The 16,014-nt window shown below is 67.9% G+C and carries 13 protein-coding genes; 5 read left to right on the forward strand and 8 right to left on the reverse strand.

The window, feature by feature from the left end; translation table 11 throughout:
• The gene (locus AC1RSK_RS23000; RefSeq protein WP_492910019.1) at positions 1-3,213 is read left to right on the forward strand and encodes an efflux RND transporter permease subunit; all 3,213 of its coding nucleotides are present in this window, start codon (positions 1-3) and stop codon (positions 3,211-3,213) included.
• A 12-nt stretch (positions 3,214-3,225) separates the two neighbouring features.
• On the opposite strand, the gene AC1RSK_RS23005 is transcribed toward AC1RSK_RS23000, so the two are convergent.
• The 3 genes from AC1RSK_RS23005 to AC1RSK_RS23015 form a co-directional block, all read right to left on the reverse strand.
• The gene (locus AC1RSK_RS23005) at positions 3,226-3,513 is read right to left on the reverse strand and encodes a helix-turn-helix transcriptional regulator (protein WP_492910020.1); all 288 of its coding nucleotides are present in this window, start codon (positions 3,511-3,513) and stop codon (positions 3,226-3,228) included.
• A gap of 99 nt (positions 3,514-3,612) precedes the next feature.
• Positions 3,613-3,822 carry a hypothetical protein gene (locus AC1RSK_RS23010; RefSeq protein WP_492910021.1) on the reverse strand — a complete coding sequence of 70 codons (210 nt, stop codon included), beginning with the start codon at positions 3,820-3,822 and terminating at the stop codon, positions 3,613-3,615.
• A 94-nt stretch (positions 3,823-3,916) separates the two neighbouring features.
• Positions 3,917-4,156, reverse strand: a complete 240-nt coding sequence (locus tag AC1RSK_RS23015; protein ID WP_492910022.1) for a hypothetical protein — start codon at positions 4,154-4,156, stop codon at positions 3,917-3,919.
• Between the two features lie 221 nt (positions 4,157-4,377).
• Between AC1RSK_RS23015 and AC1RSK_RS23020 the strand changes: the two genes are divergently transcribed.
• From AC1RSK_RS23020 to AC1RSK_RS23035, 4 genes are all read left to right on the forward strand, one after another.
• Positions 4,378-5,943 (forward strand): recombinase family protein, encoded by a 1,566-nt coding sequence (locus tag AC1RSK_RS23020; RefSeq protein ID WP_492910023.1) that lies wholly within the window; start codon positions 4,378-4,380, stop codon positions 5,941-5,943.
• Complete coding sequence (locus AC1RSK_RS23025) at positions 5,940-6,821, forward strand: plasmid partitioning protein RepB C-terminal domain-containing protein (RefSeq protein ID WP_492910024.1); 882 nt, start codon at positions 5,940-5,942, stop codon at positions 6,819-6,821. The genes AC1RSK_RS23020 and AC1RSK_RS23025 overlap by 4 nt, the downstream gene beginning before the upstream one ends.
• Before the next feature lies 1 nt (position 6,822).
• Positions 6,823-7,824: a plasmid partitioning protein RepB C-terminal domain-containing protein gene (locus tag AC1RSK_RS23030; protein WP_492910025.1), complete on the forward strand. Its 1,002-nt coding sequence runs from the start codon at positions 6,823-6,825 to the stop codon at positions 7,822-7,824.
• 236 nt (positions 7,825-8,060) lie between these two features.
• A complete protein-coding gene (locus tag AC1RSK_RS23035) occupies positions 8,061-10,070 on the forward strand; it encodes a ParB/RepB/Spo0J family partition protein (RefSeq protein ID WP_492910026.1) in 2,010 nt (669 codons plus the stop codon).
• A 91-nt stretch (positions 10,071-10,161) separates the two neighbouring features.
• Here the strand turns inward: AC1RSK_RS23035 and AC1RSK_RS23040 are convergent, their stop codons facing one another.
• The 5 genes from AC1RSK_RS23040 to AC1RSK_RS23060 all read right to left on the reverse strand — a co-directional run bounded on the left by AC1RSK_RS23040 (position 10,162) and on the right by AC1RSK_RS23060 (position 16,014).
• Positions 10,162-11,166: a hypothetical protein gene (locus AC1RSK_RS23040; RefSeq protein ID WP_492910027.1), complete on the reverse strand. Its 1,005-nt coding sequence runs from the start codon at positions 11,164-11,166 to the stop codon at positions 10,162-10,164.
• Positions 11,167-11,350: 184 nt separating this feature from the next.
• Entirely contained in the window at positions 11,351-11,713 is a 363-nt protein-coding gene (locus AC1RSK_RS23045) for a hypothetical protein (protein ID WP_492910028.1), read from the reverse strand.
• Positions 11,714-11,724: 11 nt separating this feature from the next.
• Positions 11,725-13,656, reverse strand: a complete 1,932-nt coding sequence (locus AC1RSK_RS23050; protein ID WP_492910029.1) for an AAA family ATPase — start codon at positions 13,654-13,656, stop codon at positions 11,725-11,727.
• Positions 13,656-13,853 carry a hypothetical protein gene (locus tag AC1RSK_RS23055; RefSeq protein ID WP_492910030.1) on the reverse strand — a complete coding sequence of 66 codons (198 nt, stop codon included), beginning with the start codon at positions 13,851-13,853 and terminating at the stop codon, positions 13,656-13,658. The genes AC1RSK_RS23050 and AC1RSK_RS23055 overlap by 1 nt, the downstream gene beginning before the upstream one ends.
• On the reverse strand, positions 13,837-16,014 hold the full coding sequence (locus tag AC1RSK_RS23060) for a DEAD/DEAH box helicase family protein (RefSeq protein ID WP_492910031.1): 2,178 nt from the start codon (positions 16,012-16,014) through the stop codon (positions 13,837-13,839). The genes AC1RSK_RS23055 and AC1RSK_RS23060 overlap by 17 nt, the downstream gene beginning before the upstream one ends.

Genomic DNA, 16,014 nt, shown 5'->3' on the forward strand with positions numbered 1-16,014 from the left:
ATGCTTGACAGGATCATCGACGCCTCCGTCCGCTTCCGCTGGCTGGTGCTGCTGCTGGCCGCCGTCCTCGCCGTGCTCGGCGCGCGGGAGCTGATCAAGCTGCCCATCGACGCGGTGCCGGACATCACCAACCGCCAGGTGCAAATCACCACCGTCGCTCCCGCCCTCGGGCCGGAGGAGGTCGAGCGCCAGGTCACCTTCCCGCTCGAAACGGCGCTGGCCGGGCTGCCCGGCCTGACCGAGACCCGCTCGCTGTCGCGGCACGGCTTCTCGCAGATCACCGCCGTTTTCACCGACAGCACCGACATCTACTTCGCCCGCAGCCTCGTGAACGAGCGGATGCAGGCGTCGCGGGAAGACCTGCCCGACGGCCTGACGCCCTCCATGGGGCCGGTCGTGACGGGCCTCGGCGAAGTCTACATCTGGACCATCGAGTTCAAGGGCAGGCCGGCCGGGACCGGCGTCCCCTACATCACGCCCGAGGGCGAGCGGCTGGTCACCGACGAGGAGAAGGCGACCTATCTGCGCACGGTCCAGGACTGGATCGTCGCGCCGCAGCTGAAGACCGTGAGAGGCGTGGCCGGCGTCGATGTCCTCGGCGGCTACGTCAAGGAATACGCGGTCCATCCCGATCCCGCGCGCCTCGCGGCCTACGGCGTCGGGCTGGTCCAACTGGTGGAAGCGCTGGAGCACGCCAACCGCATCGCCGGGGCCGGCTACGTCAACCGGGCGGGCGAGGCCTACATCGTGCGGGCCGACGCCCGCGTGAAGAGCCTGCAGGAACTGGCGCGGACCCCGATCCTCAATCGCGGCGGCCAGGTGATCCGCGTGTCGGACGTGGCCACGGTCGAGATCGGCCGCGCTCCGCGCCTCGGCTCGGCCAGCGCCAACGGCCGCGAGACCGTCGTCGGCACCGCCCTGATGCTGCAGGGCGAGAACTCTCGCGAAGTCGCCAAGAGGGTCGGCCAGCGCCTGAAGGAGATCGCGCCCAGCCTGCCGCCCGACGTCATGATCCGCCCGGCGCTGGACCGCACCCAGCTGGTTGAGGCGACCATCCGCACCGTCGAGCACAACCTCGCCCTCGGCGCGGCGCTGGTCATCGCGGTGCTGTTCTTCGCGCTGGGCAACGTCCGGGCGGCGATCATCACCGCCCTGGTTATCCCGCTCAGCTTCCTGTTCGCCGCCTCGGCGATGAACCGGTTCGGCATCAGCGCCAACCTGCTCAGCCTGGGCGCGCTCGACTTCGGCCTGATCGTCGATGGCGCGGTGGTGGTGATCGAGAACACGCTGCGGCGGCTCGCGATGAAGCGGGATGCGGAGGGCCGCGCCCTCACCCCCTCCGAGCGTCTGTCGGTCGCCGCCTCGTCTGCCCGAGAGATGGCCCGCCCGGCCGCCTTCGGGCAGGCGATCATCCTGCTGGTCTACGCGCCGCTGCTGATGTTCGAGGGGGTCGAAGGCAAGATGTTCGGGCCGATGGCCGCGACCGTCATGCTGGCCCTGCTCGGCGCCTTCGTCCTGAGCTTCACCTTCGTCCCGGCGGTCGCGGCCCTGTGGGTTCGCGAGCCGAAGGCCGATCACGAGGAGACCCGTGTCACGCGCCTCGCAAAGGCCCGCTACGCGCCGCTGCTGGCCTGGGCCATCGAACGGCCGCGGACCATCCTCGCCGGGGCCGCTGTGGCCCTGCTGGCCGGCGTGCTGGCCTTCCTGATGCTCGGCCGCGAGTTCGTGCCGACGCTCGACGAAGGCGACCTGCTGGTCCAGGCGCTGCGCGTCCCGTCGACCTCGCTCGAACAGAGCCAGGCCATGCAGTTCCGCGTCGAGCGGACGTTGAAGGCCATGCCCGAGGTCGCCCTGGTCTTCACCCGCACCGGCACCGCCGAGGTGGCGTCAGACCCGATGCCGCCGTCGATTTCCGACACCTTCGTCATGCTCAAGCCGCGCAAGGAATGGCCGGACCCGAGCTTGCCCAAGGCCGAGTTGGTCGAGCGCATGGAGACCGAACTCGGCAAGCTGCTGGGCAACAGCTACGAGTTCACCCAGCCGATCCAGATGCGCTTCAACGAGCTGATCGCCGGGGTCAGATCGGACGTGGCGGTCAAAGTCTATGGCGACGACTTCGACGCCATGAGCGCGACCGCCGAGCAGGTGGCGACCATCCTGCGCGGCATCGACGGCGCGGCCGACGTCCGGGTCGAGCAGATTTCCGGCCAGCCGACCATCACCGCCACCGTGGACCGCACGGTGGCCGCCGCCCAGGGGATTCATGCCAGCGACGCCGCCGACGCCCTGGCCATCGGGCTCGCCGGGCGCGAGGCCGGGCATGTCCTTGAAGGCGACCGCCGTTTCGACGTCGTCGTACGGCTGGCCGATCCATTGCGCAACGATCCGTCGGTCATGGCCCAGCTGCCGGTCATGCCTGAGGATGCGGAGTCCGGCGCGCCGACCGTGCCGCTGTCGGCGGTCGCCCGGTTCGACACGTCGGAAGGCCCCAATCAGATCAGCCGCGAGAACGGCAAGCGCCGCATCGTGGTGCAGGCCAACGTCCGCGGCCGCGACCTGGGCGGCTTCGTCGCCGAGGCCCGCGCCAGGGTCGCCCGCGAGGTCAGGCCGCCCCCCGCCGGCTGGCTGGACTGGGGCGGCCAGTTCGAGAACCTCGAACGGGCGAGCGCCCGGCTCGGACTGATCGTGCCTGTCGTCTTCCTGACCATCGGCTTGCTGCTGGTCGTGGCGCTGCGGTCGTTCAGAGACGCCGCCCTGGTCTTCGCCGGCGTGCCGCTGGCCCTGGTCGGCGGTGCGCTGGCCTTGCTGATCAGGGGGATGCCGCTGTCGATCAGCGCCGCCGTGGGTTTCATCGCCGTCTCGGGCGTGGTGACGCTGAACGGCCTGGTGCTGATGCAGGCGATCCGTCAGCGGCTGAGCGAGGGCGTTCCTCCCGCCGAGGCTGCGCTCGACGGGGCGGTCAGTCGCCTGAGGGCCGTTCTGACCACCGCCTTGGTCGCGGTGTTGGGCTTCGTGCCGATGGCCTTCGCTTTCGGCCCGGGCGCCGAGGTCCAGAAGCCGCTCGCGACCGTGGTCATCGGCGGCCTGACGACGGCGACGCTGCTGACGCTGGTGGTGCTGCCGGTGCTGGCCGCCTGGGAGCGGATCAGGCCGGTCGGCCGACAGGTTGGCGGCCCTCATGATCAGAAGGGCGCGCCGCCGCCGCTGGCTTGACCCAGCGCCGGCTCAGAGCCCGATCTGATCGGGCCTGGCCGGCTGGGATTTAACGGGCCGGGCGCGACGCCTGTGGACGTCCGGCGGCGCGGCGCGGGCGATCGGGCTGGACCGGCGATGGGCCAACCACGCCTCGACCTCGCCAAGGTCCCAGACCACGCAGCGCGGGGTCAGCAGGAAGCGTTTGGGGAACTGGCCGCGCTGCTCCATCTCCCAGATGGTGCTGTCGGCGAGCGGCACCATCTGGCGAAGTTCCGGCTTCTTGATCGTGCGTTTCAGCGGCGGTTGAACCTGGGTCATCGGTTGTCTCCAGTCGTTTCGTGGAATCGAAATCGAAAGGCGGCGAACGAGAAACCCGAAGACGAACGGTCGAGAAGTTCCGAAACAGGGCGTCAGGAGCTATCGCTCCTGCCGCAGCCCATCCGCCGACGGTTCGAGCTTCTCGACCGCCACCCAACGGCCGGCGCGCTTCTCGACGATGAAGCGCGCGGTCTGCTCCTCGAAGGCGGGCACCTCTCCGTCTCTGAACCAGATCCAGGGCCGCGAACGCGTGCCGGGGCGGACGAAGTAGGCCCGGCGCTCCCCCACCCACTGCCATTCGACCAGCACGGTTTTCCGGTAAGGCATGACGCGAACAAAGAGGGAACATTGAGCGGACGTCAAGCGTCCGGTTCGGCCCTTCTCCTTTCAGGCCATTGGGCTTTCATCCGGTTTGGATTTCGTCGATCATCGCCAGCATCTCCTGGAGCTTTTCCCGGGCGGCCGAGAGTTTCCGCGCCGCGACCAGGTCCTGACGGTCCGCTAGCCGAAGAACGGCCTCCAAGACTTCGTCGGAATGGCGCATCAGGATCACCAGGTTCTCGCCGCTGGGCGCGTTCTTGGCTTCGAACCAGTTGCGGACGGCGCGCTCGTTGGCGCGCGTCAGCCGGACCACCTTCTTCACCGCGCCGGGGGTCCCGCCGAACTCCCGCCGAAGCGCGTCGGCGATGGCCTCGGCGAAGCTGGGCTCGGGCTCCGGAGGCGTCCGCTGAAGAAAACTTCTTCCGGATTCCGACCGAACTTTTCGGTCCTTCTGCGTAGGCGACATTCAGCGCCTCTCCCCCGTAGATGTCGCGACGCCGCCGCTTGATGGAGGTGAGACGCCTGGAGGCAGGGGAACCCCTAATGAGCCGTTGGGAGTCCAGTCCGAACGTCACCGACGGCGTCCCTGTACGCGCGGCGCAATACGTCCGCATGTCGACCGAGCATCAGAAATACTCGACCGAGAACCAGGCCGACATCATCCAGGTCTACGCCGAGCAGCGCGGCTTCGAGATCGTGCGGACCTACGCCGACCAGGGCAAGAGCGGCCTCAGGATCGACGGACGCGAGGCGCTCAAGCAACTGCTCGCCGACGTCCAGGCGGGGCGCGCCGACTACAAGGTCATCCTGGTCTATGACGTGAGCCGCTGGGGCCGCTTCCAGGACGCCGACGAGAGCGCCTACTACGAGTACCTGTGCCGCGAGGCCGGTATCAGCGTCCACTATTGCGCCGAGCAGTTCGAGAACGACGGCAGCCTCACGGCCACCATCATCAAAGGCATGAAGCGGGCCATGGCCGGCGAGTACAGCCGCGAGCTCTCCGCCAAGGTCTTCACCGGCCAGTGCCGTTTGATCAGCCTCGGCTACCGCCAGGGCGGGCCGGCTGGGTTCGGCCTGCGCCGACAACTCGTCGACGAGCAGCGCAGGCCTAAGGCCCTGCTCGACCGGGGCGAACACAAGAGCCTGCAGACCGACCGCGTCGTTCTGACCGCCGGTCCGCAGGAGGAGATCGATGTCGTCCAGCGCATCTACCGGATGTTCGTGCTGCAGCGGCGGTCGGAGCGGGAGATCGCCGTCCTGCTGAATACGGAAGGCGTCCTGACCGACCTCGACCGGCCCTGGACCCGCGGGACGGTGCACCAGGTCCTGACCAACGAGAAATACATCGGCAACAACGTCTACAACCGCGTCTCCTTCAAGCTGAAGAAGAAGCGGGTGCTCAACGCGCCCGACATGTGGGTGCGGGCGGATGGCGTCTTCGACGGCATCGTCGACCCGGAGTTCTTCGCCGCCGCCCAGCGGATCATCGCCGACCGGACGCGCCGGTTCACCGACGAGCAGCTGCTCGACCGGCTGACGGTGCTCCTCGGTGAGAAGGGCTGCCTGTCGGGACTGCTGATCGACGAGGTCGAGGACATGCCGTCGAGCTCGACCTACCGCCAGCGTTTCGGGACGCTGCTGCGCGCCTATGCGCTGGTCGGCTATTCGCCGGACCGCGACTATCGGTTCCTCGAGACCAACCGCGTCCTGCGCGCGCTGCACCCCGAGGTGGTCGCCAAGACCATCGCCCAGATCGAGCATCTGGGCGGCTCGGTGGTCGTCGATCCCGCCACCGATCTGCTCACGGTGAACCAGGAGTTCACCGTCTCGGTCACCGTCATCCGCTGTTCGAGGACCTCCGCCGGCGGACTGCGCTGGAAGGTTCGGCTGGATTCCAGCCTCAAGCCGGACATCACCATCGCCGTGCGCATGGACGCGGACAACACCGACGTCCGGGACTACTACCTGCTGCCCTGGCTCGACGTCGGGCCGATGGGCAAGGTGCGCATGGGTGAAGCGAACGGCGTCTTCCTCGACGCCTTCCGCTTCGACGGTCTCGAACCCTTCTTCGACCTCACCCGGCGCGCCGCGATCCGCGTGGCGGCATGACCGACGGCGCGCCTGACATCCGCAGCATCCCGGTGGCGGCGATCACGGTGCTGAACCCGCGCACCCGCAACAAGCGGGTGTTCCAGGAACTGGTCACCAGCATCGCCAACCTCGGCCTGAAGAAGCCCATCACCGTCAGCGCCCGACCGGACGGCGGCTACGACCTGATCTGCGGGCAGGGTCGGCTGGAGGCTTTCGTGGCCCTCGGGCAGAGCGAAATCCCCGCGGTGGTCACCGAGGCCTCCGAGGAAGACTGCTTCGTCATGAGCCTGGTTGAGAACCTCGCCCGGCGTCAGCATCGACCGCTGGAGCTGGTCAGGGAGATCGGGGCCCTGAAGGACCGAGGATACTCGACCCAGGAGATCGCGACCAAGACCGACTTCAGCGCCGAATATGTCTGGGCGATCTGCTTCCTGCTCGACAATGGCGAGGAGCGGCTGATCGCGGCGGTCGAGCGCGGCGTCATCCCCCATACCGTGGCCATGGAGATCGCCAGGGCCGGCGACCGCGAGGTCCAGGACGCCCTGGCGGAGGCCTATGAGCGCAAGGCCCTGCCGGGCAACCAGGTGCTGGCCATCCGCAAGATCATCGAACAGCGCAAGACCAGCGGCAAGGCGGGACGGTCCGGGGCGAGGGAAGGCGGGGGGCCGCGTGTCCGGGTGACGGCCGACGCCCTGGTGCGCGCCTACCGCAAGGAGACGGACCGGCAGAAGCTCCTCGTCAAGAAGGCCGCCCTGACCCAGAGCCGGCTGGTCTTCGTGGTCAACGCCCTGCGCCGCCTGCTCGACGACGACCACTTCGTCACCCTGCTGCGCGCCGAGTCCATGCACACCCTGCCGCGACCGCTCGCCGAGCGGCTCGGCGCCGCGGACCGCTAGCATGAGCGGGACCGTGAGGGCGGCCTTCGAGACCCGCCTCGAAACCCTTCGCCTTTCGGACATCCTCCCCCTGCGGCGGCTCGCCGACGAGGTCATCCGCTCGGTCAAATATCGCCGCATCGCCCGGTCGGTCGCCGAGGTCGGGGTCATCGAGCCGCTCGTGGTGGCACGGCCCAAATCGCCCGGCGCCTGGATGCTGCTCGACGGGCATGTCCGGCTGGCGATCCTGAAGGACCTCGGCGAGACCGAGACCCGCTGCCTGGTCGCCGATGACGACGAGGCCTTCACCTACAACCGGCGGGTCAACCGGCTGGCGACCATCCAGGAGCACTACATGATCGTCCGCGCCCTTGAGCGCGGGGTGTCCGAGGAGAAGCTGGCCAAGGCCCTCGACGTGGACGTCAAGGCGATCAAGCGTCGCCGCAGCCTCCTGGAAGGCGTCGCCCCCGAGGTCGTCGAGTTGCTGAAGAACCACACGGTCAATCCGGTGACCTTCGACGTGCTGCGCAAGATGCGGCCGATGCGACAGGTGGAGGCGGCCGAACTGATGCTGTCGGCCAACAATTTCACCTCCGCCTACGCCAAGGCGCTGTTGGCCGCGACCCGTCAGGCCGACCTCGTGCGTCAGGACAAGCCCAAGCGCGTCGGCGGCATGACCTCCGATCAGATGGCGCGCATGGAGCGGGAGATGGCGTCCCTGACGCAGGACTTCAGGGCGATCGAGGCTTCCTATGGGGACGACGTCCTGCATCTCGTCGTCGCCAGCGGCTACCTCAATCGCCTGCTGGGCAACGCCCACATCGAGCGCTACCTGACCACCCGGCATCCCGAGCTGGTCGATGAGTTCCGGGCGATCATCAGCGCCGCCTCGCTCGACGACGCCGGCGACGCGACACGATCGGGCGACGGACCGATCCGCGTCCAGCCCGCCGTCACGTCTGACACTGGCGGCCCTGAGCCATTGCGGGCAGGCCGCGAGCCTTCCGAGGTCGAAAGAGGCTAAGGGCTCCGCCCTCGCGCAGGTCAGGGTGAAGCGGCTGCGCCGCCGGACCGGCCGGTCTCCCCGACCTTCCGCGCCGGCGAGGAGCATCAGCATCGTCATGGCGGTCAGGCTTGTGCAGGCCGGGCGATCCCCCTCCGGCCGGTCCGCCCTGGCCTTTGCTACCCCGGTCTCGCCGACGGGCAGGGTTTCAGGCGCGCGCCTCGCGTGCCTGCAACCCATGCCCAAAGGAGGCAGACATGACTGCTCAACCCATCGAAACCGTCGTCACCGCGCCGCAGCACGGCGCGGAGATCAGCGTGCCGCTCAACCGGCTCAAGGCCTCGCCGAAGAACGCGAGGAAGACCCCGCACGCGCTCGCGACCATCGAGGCCCTCGCCGCCTCCATCAAGGCCAAGGGGGTGTTGCAGCCGCCCGTGGTGGAGATCGAGCGGGACGGGGAGGGCGCGCCCACCGGCGCCTACCTCGTCACCATCGGCGAAGGGCGCCGTCAGGCGCTGCGGATGCTCGCCAAGCGCAAGCAGATCAAGCGCACCCATCCGGTGCGGGTGATCGTGGACGCCGACAACGACGCCCACGAGATCAGCCTCGACGAGAACGTCACCCGCGAGGCCATGCATCCCGCCGACCAGTTCGAGGCCTTCCGGCGGCTGGCCGAGGAGCGGGGCTACGGGCCGGAGGAGATCGCCGCCCGCTTCGGGGTGTCGGCCCAAGTGGTGCGCCAGCGGCTGCGGCTCGGTGCGGCGGCGCCGGAACTGATGGCGGCCTATCGCGGCGGCGGCGTGACCCTGGACCAGTTGATGGCCTTCGCGGTCAGCGAAGATCATGAGCGCCAGCGGCAGGTGTTCGAGCAGATCGGGCCGCATACGCCCGCCTACGCCATCCGCCGCGCCATGACCGAGGCCAAGGTTCAGGTCGAGGATCGGCGGGTCCGGTTCGTCGGCGTCGAGGCCTACGCCGAGGCGGGCGGGGCGGTGCTGCGCGACCTCTTCACCGAGGACGGCGGGGGCTGGCTGGAGGACGTGATCCTGCTCGACCGGCTGGTGGCTGACAAGCTGGCGGGGCTGGCCGAGGAGGTCCGAACGCAGGAGGGTTGGAAGTGGGCCGAGGCCCATCCCGACTTCCCGCATGGTCTCGGCTTGGGCCGGGTCTATCCGGAGGCGGTCGCGCGGTCGGAGGCGGATGTGGCGGCGGTCGCCGCCCTGTCGGAGGAGTATGATCGGCTCGTTTCGGAGACGGACGCCGCCGAAATGCTGCCGCCCGAGGTGGACGCCCGGCTGGAAGAGATCGACAAGGCCTTGCAGGCCTTCGGCCCGGACTTCGCCTACCGGCCCGACGATCTGGCGCGGGCGGGCGTGATTGTCACCCTCGGCCACGATGGCGTGGCCCGCTTCGAGCGCGGTCTGGTGCGGCTGGAGGACGCCCTGCCAGAGCCGGAGGAGACGGCGGAAGCCGACACCGAAGGCGGCGGCGAGGCGGAGGACAACGCCCCGGTTGGGGACGGGGAGGGCGCCGAACCGGGCGCGGATGAGGGGCTGGCGCCCCTCTCCGAGAAGCTGCTGCTCGACCTGACCGCCCACCGGACGGCGGGCCTGCGGGACGCGCTGGCGGCGGACGCGACCACGGCCCTGACCGTGGTGGTCCACGCCTTCGCCCTGCAGGTCTTCTATCCGCCCTACGACCAACCGACCGTCCTGCAGGTCCGGTTGGGCGTCATGGGGCTGGAGCGGTACGCGCCCGGCGTCGGCGAAGGCCGCGCCGGACGGCGCATCGCAGAGCGCGGCGAGGCGTGGGCCGCGCGCCTGCCCAACGCGGCGCGCGACCTCTGGGCGGCTCTGGCGGCCATGCTGCCCTCGGACCTCTTGGACCTGCTGGCGCATTGCGCCTCGCTGGCGGTCAACGCCGTCCGCGACCCGCACGACCGCAGGCCGGGCGCGTGGTCCCACGCCGACACGCTGGCGACGGCGCTCGGTCTGGACATGACCACGACGTGGACGGCGACCGCCGCATCCTACTTCGCGCGAGTGTCCAAGGCGCGGGTGCTGGAGGCGGTGGAGGAGGGCGTCTCCAAGCCCGACGCCGACCGCATCGCCGGGATGAAGAAGGCGGATATGGCCGAGGCGGCGGATACGCTGATCGCCGGGAAGGGCTGGCTGCCGCCGCTGCTGCGAACGGTGGGTGAACCGGAGGTGCCGCAGGAGGGAGCCTCGACCCGGGATGACGACGCCTATTCGTTCGCGGCGGAATAGCGGGAAGGGAGAAACCGGAGGAAAACTCGGCCGCGCACCCTTTGGGGGTGCGCGGCCTTCTCTTAGCCGCATCTCGCCGCGCCTAGGAACCCTACGAGATGATCTGCAGCCAATGGATGATTTGGGCAAGGAGGGCGTTCAGCACCTCGGCAATGACTTTGCCAAAAGCAATCCCGGCACCCAGCAGGACGCCGCCGATAAGTTCTGCCATCTTGTCTTGCGTCTTATCTTTGACCTTTCCGGCGAACTTCCCAACCTCCGCGTAACCCTTGCTTACCACTCGTTGAACCTGTCCGAGGAAGTCTGCGCTTCGACCGATCACCGTCAGATCGGGGGCCGGTTTTGCCAATTCCTTTCGGATATCATTGGTCGCTTCGATCAACGGAGCGACCGCGTCCTCGGCAATGAGCTCCGGTGGGTTGTTATGCCCTCTGCCTCCGGGCTGCGACACCAGGTCTCGGATTTGCCTCTCTACGGCATCCAACCGCTCGAGTACGAGATGACGTTCTTCGCGTTCCTCTTGGGTTCCAAAATGTCCGACAAGCCGGCCTTCGGCTGCCGCGGCCAGCAAGTCTGGTGCAGGGGTCTGGCCATCGGCGCTCGGCATGCCGCCATGCACCCATCTCTGACGTTCGATATACTCGGCCAGCCGGTCAGGCCTGATCGCGGCGGCGAACTCTCCGGCGCCTTTGCTTTGAACGGCTAAGCCGACCTGTTGGGCGGCCGCCAACGTCTGGCGGGATATCTGCACCGAAGGAGAGGACCCCAGCGCCGCCTTCCTTTGCCGCAAATCAAAGGCGGCAAAAACCCCGAACGAGCCATCCCACCCTAAGATCAGGGTGGTGAAATCGGCGACCTCCTCAAACCCGCCGACGCCGCTTGTGATCTGAATTCTGAACTCGTCGTCGGAACGGCTTTTGCCTCCATGCGTGAGATTCCAGACATAGAGCCGCACCGCGTGCCGTCGGTCGCCTTGTTGCATGATGAATTCGGCCGGATGGACGCCTGAGGGAGTAAGGCGCTGGATGGACCATCCGGCATTTTCCAGCGACCCCAGCACGGTGCCGATGAGAGTTTCTTTGCTCAATCGCGCCATGCAGTTGTCCGATACCTGTTTGTCGAAGCCTGGGGCGGGACGCCGACAAAGTCGGGCGCTTGACCACCATCCAAACGCGATTGGCCTTCATTCATCAGATGTTCGACCAAACATTACGGATCGACAACTGTTCGATCGGACGCCCTGTGCGATCTCGGTAGAGCTTCCTAGCCGTGACGTCGTCTCAACCCTTCGCCGACGCTAGCACAAGGCCGGCGACGTCCGGTGCCAAGCCGTCCGAACGCTTGAGGCGCCGCAGCCCGTCGTTGATGAAGTGCTCGACCAAGCGGTAGGGCGTGGACTCTTCCGGATAGAGCGCCTCAATGACCGAGCGCAGCGATCCGTCCCCATCGAAGCTACCGACGTTCCATTTGGTGCCGGCGCCGTCGGCGGAGCCCGGTTGCGCGCCCTGTTCGATGGCAAAAGCCATGGCGAATTTGGCCGCGTCGAATTCATGTTCGAAGTGGCCGGCCTCGAGGAGGCTCTGGAGCGTGGGCAAAAGCTCCGGCACGATTCCGATCGTCTTCTTGTCCGCCTTATCGTTCATCGACCTGGCTCCTATTGCTTCACGATTTCGGTGTGACGTGCGCTGCGCCGTTCCAGCCGCCACTCACCCCGCAGATGATCCTTGAGAGCGGCCCGCGCGCGAACCGGCGGCATCTCGTCTTCATAGACGAGCAGCGAGACCTGATCTGCCATCGCGGGGAGGGCGGCCACAATGCGCTCGCGGTGCTTGCCGTCGAGGCGGCCGAATGGCGAGTCGATGAAGATCGGGCCTCTCAGTGGCGCATTGTTCTGTAGGGCGGCCACGAGGGAGAGGGACACCACGTGCTCGGCCCCTGCCGATCGCAATGGAATGGTTGCCCCGTCCTTATGCAGGATCGTCAGGCCGTAGCTCTCGTTGATCCGGAGGCCGGCGTAGTCGGGCTCCGTGGTCATGGACAGGAAGAATTTGCTGGCGTCAGCCTCGACGCGAACCCGCAGCTGGTCGCGGTAGGTGTCCACCGCCTCGCCGAACAGTTCATAGAGCCGACCGGCGAGATCCCGCCGCGCCCTGATAGCATCCAGCTGGCCGCCGCCCAGCTTATCCAGCTTGCGCTGGATGTTGTCCCTGAACACGGCCTTCTGTTCCAGCTGCTGGCGGGTCTCAGCCAGCCCTTCTTCGAGCACGACGATGTCGCGGACCACCGCGTCGTAGTCGCTGCGGAGCCCGCGCAGTTCATCCTCGGCGTCGCCGCTGAGCGACTTTTCGATTTCCTCGATCTCAGCCCGGCGGGCGTACAGATCGTTCTCGAGCGTCTCGAGCGAGGACCACATCAGGGCCAGGACCTGCGGGTTGCTGCGCGAAAGCTGCCCGTCCAGGGCGTCGAGGCGGCGACGCACGGCGGCCAGATCTTGCTGTGGCGCGCCGCCGTCCTGCGCCTCGACGCGGCGCCGGATCTCGGCCTGCGCGCTCGCACCGACGGCTTGAAGGCAGGTAGGGCAATCCGGGTCGTGACCCTCGGCGAGGCTTCGCAGAACCTGGGCTCGCGTGACCGCCGCCTGCAGATCGCCCTCGCGGCTCCGCAAGTCGCTGGCAGTGGCCAGCAACCGCGGGCGCAGAATCGTCACCCAGGCCGGCGACATCGCCTGCTGGATCTCGACGAGAAGACCGGCCTTGCGCTCGACCCCTGCGTCAACCTCGATGTTCAGGCGATCCCGTTTGTCGAGCATCGCCGCCATTCGCTCACGACGGCGCATATCGTCCTCGATGGCCGCTTTCCTTGCGCGCCTTTCGCTGAGGTCCGCTTCATGGCGATTGAGGTCGGCCAGGAGCACGTCGCGGTCGGCGGAGAGGGCGGCCAGCTGATTGCCCAGTTCCCGCGTCTTGAGGTCTCCCTGCGCAGCGTGCGCCAGATCGCGCTCCGCGCGGTCCAGCGCCGCCTTGGCGCTTTCCCGGGCGCCGGTCAGGGTCGGAAGACCCAGGATGCGTTCGATCGCCGTGCTGATCTGGCGTCCCGTGTCGCTGCCGAGATTGAGCAGATCCTCGTATTCCTGCAGGAGTTCGCCGTCGAACAGGAAGAACCGGGCGATCTCGGCCGGAAGGATTCGTTCGAGCTCCTGCCGGGCTTGGTCCGGCGGGAGGATGTGGCCGCCACGCTCCAAGTAGTAGCGGGCCTCGTACTCTCCTACGGTGGTCGCCGAAGGCCGAGCCGTGCGCGTCAAGCGATAGGCGGCGCCCGCATGCGTCATCTCGAGCCGCACTTCGAACGTCCGCACGCCGTCGACCTTGGCCTCAAGGTTGATCATGTCCTCGAGCGAGATCGGCCGCCGTCCGCGGCCGGTGATCTTGCCGAAGAGGGCGAAGCGGATGGCGTTCAACAGGGTCGTCTTGCCCCGCATGTTCTCGCCATAGAAGACCGACACGCCCGCGCCCTCGGGGAAATCAACGGACTGCTCGCCCTTGAAAGCGCCGAAGTTCGTCAGGTGCAGTGACTTGAGATGCAGCATCAGCGGGTCCCCTGGACCTGCGACTGGATCGCTTCGTCGACCAGACGGCTCAGGTTCTCCGGCGGTTCGCCGGAGCCATGCAGGCTCATCAGGTCCAGCACCAGGGCGCGGTCGATGTCGGGGAAACGTTCGGCCCGGATTCTTTCGACCGTATCGCTCACGGTGGCGTCGCGCGGGACGTCAGGCTTGTCGGACATGATCACTCTCCTGTTCTGCTTGCGGCCTGTCGGCCACGTCGTCGTCGTCGGGTTCGAAGCCGGCTTGGGTCAGTTCGGCCCAGTCGAAGCCCGCGGCGATCGCCAGCCGCTTCAGGTCCGTCACCGCGCCGGGGTTGATGGCGGATTCGCCGAACTCGATCGCGCGGGCCAGTTCGCCCTTGAGGACGGTCGCGCCGGGATCGTCGGCGTCCTGGAGGTCGGGGACCACCAGCACGTCATGAAGATGGGCGAGGAGCTTTCCTGGCGCGCGGCGCAGGACGCGCCCGCGCCTCTGGATGAATTCCCGGGGATTGCGGGACGAAGCGAGGATCAGGGCGTGGGAGACAGCCGGGATATCCACGCCTTCGTCCAGACACCGGATCGAGACGATAACACCGCCGCGATCGTTGAAAGTCTCCAGGGTCGCCGTCCGGTCGCCCGGCATGGCCGAGTGATACTCGTAGACGTCCCGCACGCCTGCGGCCTGGATCGCTGCCTTCACCGCAGCGAGCTGGCCCTGGTCGTCGCAATAAACGATCCAGCGCTGGCCGGGCTGATAGTGACGGCCGACCACCTCGGCGGACTTGGCGGTCTTCGCCTGGGCCCCCTTGATGATCCGGGCCCGCTGGATCAGCAGCAGCTTCAGTCCGGCGGATAGTTCAGCTTCGCCGTCGCCGCCCGACGCCTGCCGCGCGTAGAGCTTGCGGAAGCGTTCGGTCAGCTTGTCCCAAGCTTCGCGCTCCTCGGCCTCCAGACGGACCGTATGCACATGGTAGGCGTACGGAGTCAGCGTTTGGGCCCTGATAGCGTCGGCCAAAGAGAAGGGCGGGGGAACCACGCCCTCGAAATAGGCCATCAGGGCCGCCGTACCCTCAGGATCGCCGGCCCGCACCGGCGTCGCGCTCAGGCCGAGGCGCGGTCCCGTATGCAAATCGAACAGTTGGCGCGCGGCGGAGGCTCCGAGGCGATGGGCTTCGTCGGCCACCATGAACAGGTGGTCCCCTTCGGCGCATAGCCCCCGGAACTCGTCGCGCGAGGCGGTCTGCAGGGTCGCCAGCACGGCGCGCGGCGCGGCGCCGGACGACGGGCGGGTCCAGCTGCGAAGCCCGCCGCCGATCTTCCACCGATCATGACCGGCGCCGCAGGTCATCAGCTGCAGGGCGGACCCGAAGGTCTCGGTCAGTTCGGTGCGCCACTGTTTGAGCAGCAGATCGCTGGGCACGAGGATCAGCGGGGTTTCGCGACGGCGGATCGCGTCGCCGATCGCGCAGAGCGCCGTGAAGGTCTTTCCAGATCCGGTGGCGTGCTCCAGGATTCCCCGGCGGCCTCGCGCCTCCCATGCGTCGAGCGCCGCCACCTGATGGGCGCGCGGCGTCCGTCCGTCCGCCTTGCCGGCTTCGGCCGACCAGCGGGCCGCCTTCTCGAGGTCGAGACAGATCTCGTCGACAAGTTCCGGCCAGTGGCCGGCGTCGGCTGACGAGACGATGGCGCTGCGCGCCGTCTCCGGGAAGGGACGCACCGTCACTCCGGGCCAGGCGTCGTTCCACAGCCGTTCGAAGTAGGCCGCCTCGTCCCGCACTCGACTGAGTTCGCCCTCGTCGCGCCAGCCGGCGAAGACGTCAACCGACTCCAGATTGCCGTCCCGGGCCAAGCCGGGCCAGGTCTCGTTCATCGATCCCTTGAAGGCCAGCTGGTCTCCGGCGGCGTCGGTCAGGATGCCGACCTTGTCGTGGAACAGACGTTTCGGACGGCCGCCCGCCTCGGCGCCGACCCAGGCGATCTTGCAGTCGATCACCCCGGCCGCGACCAGGGACGCGAGCACCACAGCCGGCTTGTGGAACTCCTCAGACGCCAGCAGCCGCTGGAACGCTTCGGCGATCGCCTCCGCCGCGGCCGTCTCCGCCTTGGCGGAGTAACCGTCGCGCAGCGCCTCGTGGTCGTCGTCCGATAGGATCGGCGAGCAGATCAGCCGCATCTTGCCGCCGGCGGCGGCGAAGGCCTTGAGGCTCGGCCAGGCGAGCAGGAAGACGGTGCTGGAGAAGAAGCCGACCGCCCGATCGTAACGCACCGCAGCGCTTACCGCCGGGAGATAGAAGTCCCCCGCGATGTCGTCTTCAGGCTTGTGATACGCCCGACGGAATTCATGATCCTGCAGTCGCAT

The sequence above is a fragment of the Caulobacter sp. GW821-FHT11A05 genome (assembly GCF_058809015.1).

Excerpts from the sequence above, each read along its gene's own strand:
- AC1RSK_RS23000 (WP_492910019.1), top strand. The coding sequence starts at position 1 with ATGCTTGACAGGATCATCGACGCCTCCGTCCGCTTCCGCTGGCTGGTG.
- AC1RSK_RS23005 (WP_492910020.1), bottom strand. The coding sequence starts at position 3,513 with ATGACCCAGGTTCAACCGCCGCTGAAACGCACGATCAAGAAGCCGGAA.
- AC1RSK_RS23020 (WP_492910023.1), top strand. The coding sequence starts at position 4,378 with ATGAGCCGTTGGGAGTCCAGTCCGAACGTCACCGACGGCGTCCCTGTA.
- AC1RSK_RS23025 (WP_492910024.1), top strand. The coding sequence starts at position 5,940 with ATGACCGACGGCGCGCCTGACATCCGCAGCATCCCGGTGGCGGCGATC.
- AC1RSK_RS23030 (WP_492910025.1), top strand. The coding sequence starts at position 6,823 with ATGAGCGGGACCGTGAGGGCGGCCTTCGAGACCCGCCTCGAAACCCTT.
- AC1RSK_RS23035 (WP_492910026.1), top strand. The coding sequence starts at position 8,061 with ATGACTGCTCAACCCATCGAAACCGTCGTCACCGCGCCGCAGCACGGC.
- AC1RSK_RS23040 (WP_492910027.1), bottom strand. The coding sequence starts at position 11,166 with ATGGCGCGATTGAGCAAAGAAACTCTCATCGGCACCGTGCTGGGGTCG.
- AC1RSK_RS23045 (WP_492910028.1), bottom strand. The coding sequence starts at position 11,713 with ATGAACGATAAGGCGGACAAGAAGACGATCGGAATCGTGCCGGAGCTT.
- AC1RSK_RS23050 (WP_492910029.1), bottom strand. The coding sequence starts at position 13,656 with ATGCTGCATCTCAAGTCACTGCACCTGACGAACTTCGGCGCTTTCAAG.
- AC1RSK_RS23055 (WP_492910030.1), bottom strand. The coding sequence starts at position 13,853 with ATGTCCGACAAGCCTGACGTCCCGCGCGACGCCACCGTGAGCGATACG.
- AC1RSK_RS23060 (WP_492910031.1), bottom strand. The coding sequence starts at position 16,014 with ATGCGACTGCAGGATCATGAATTCCGTCGGGCGTATCACAAGCCTGAA.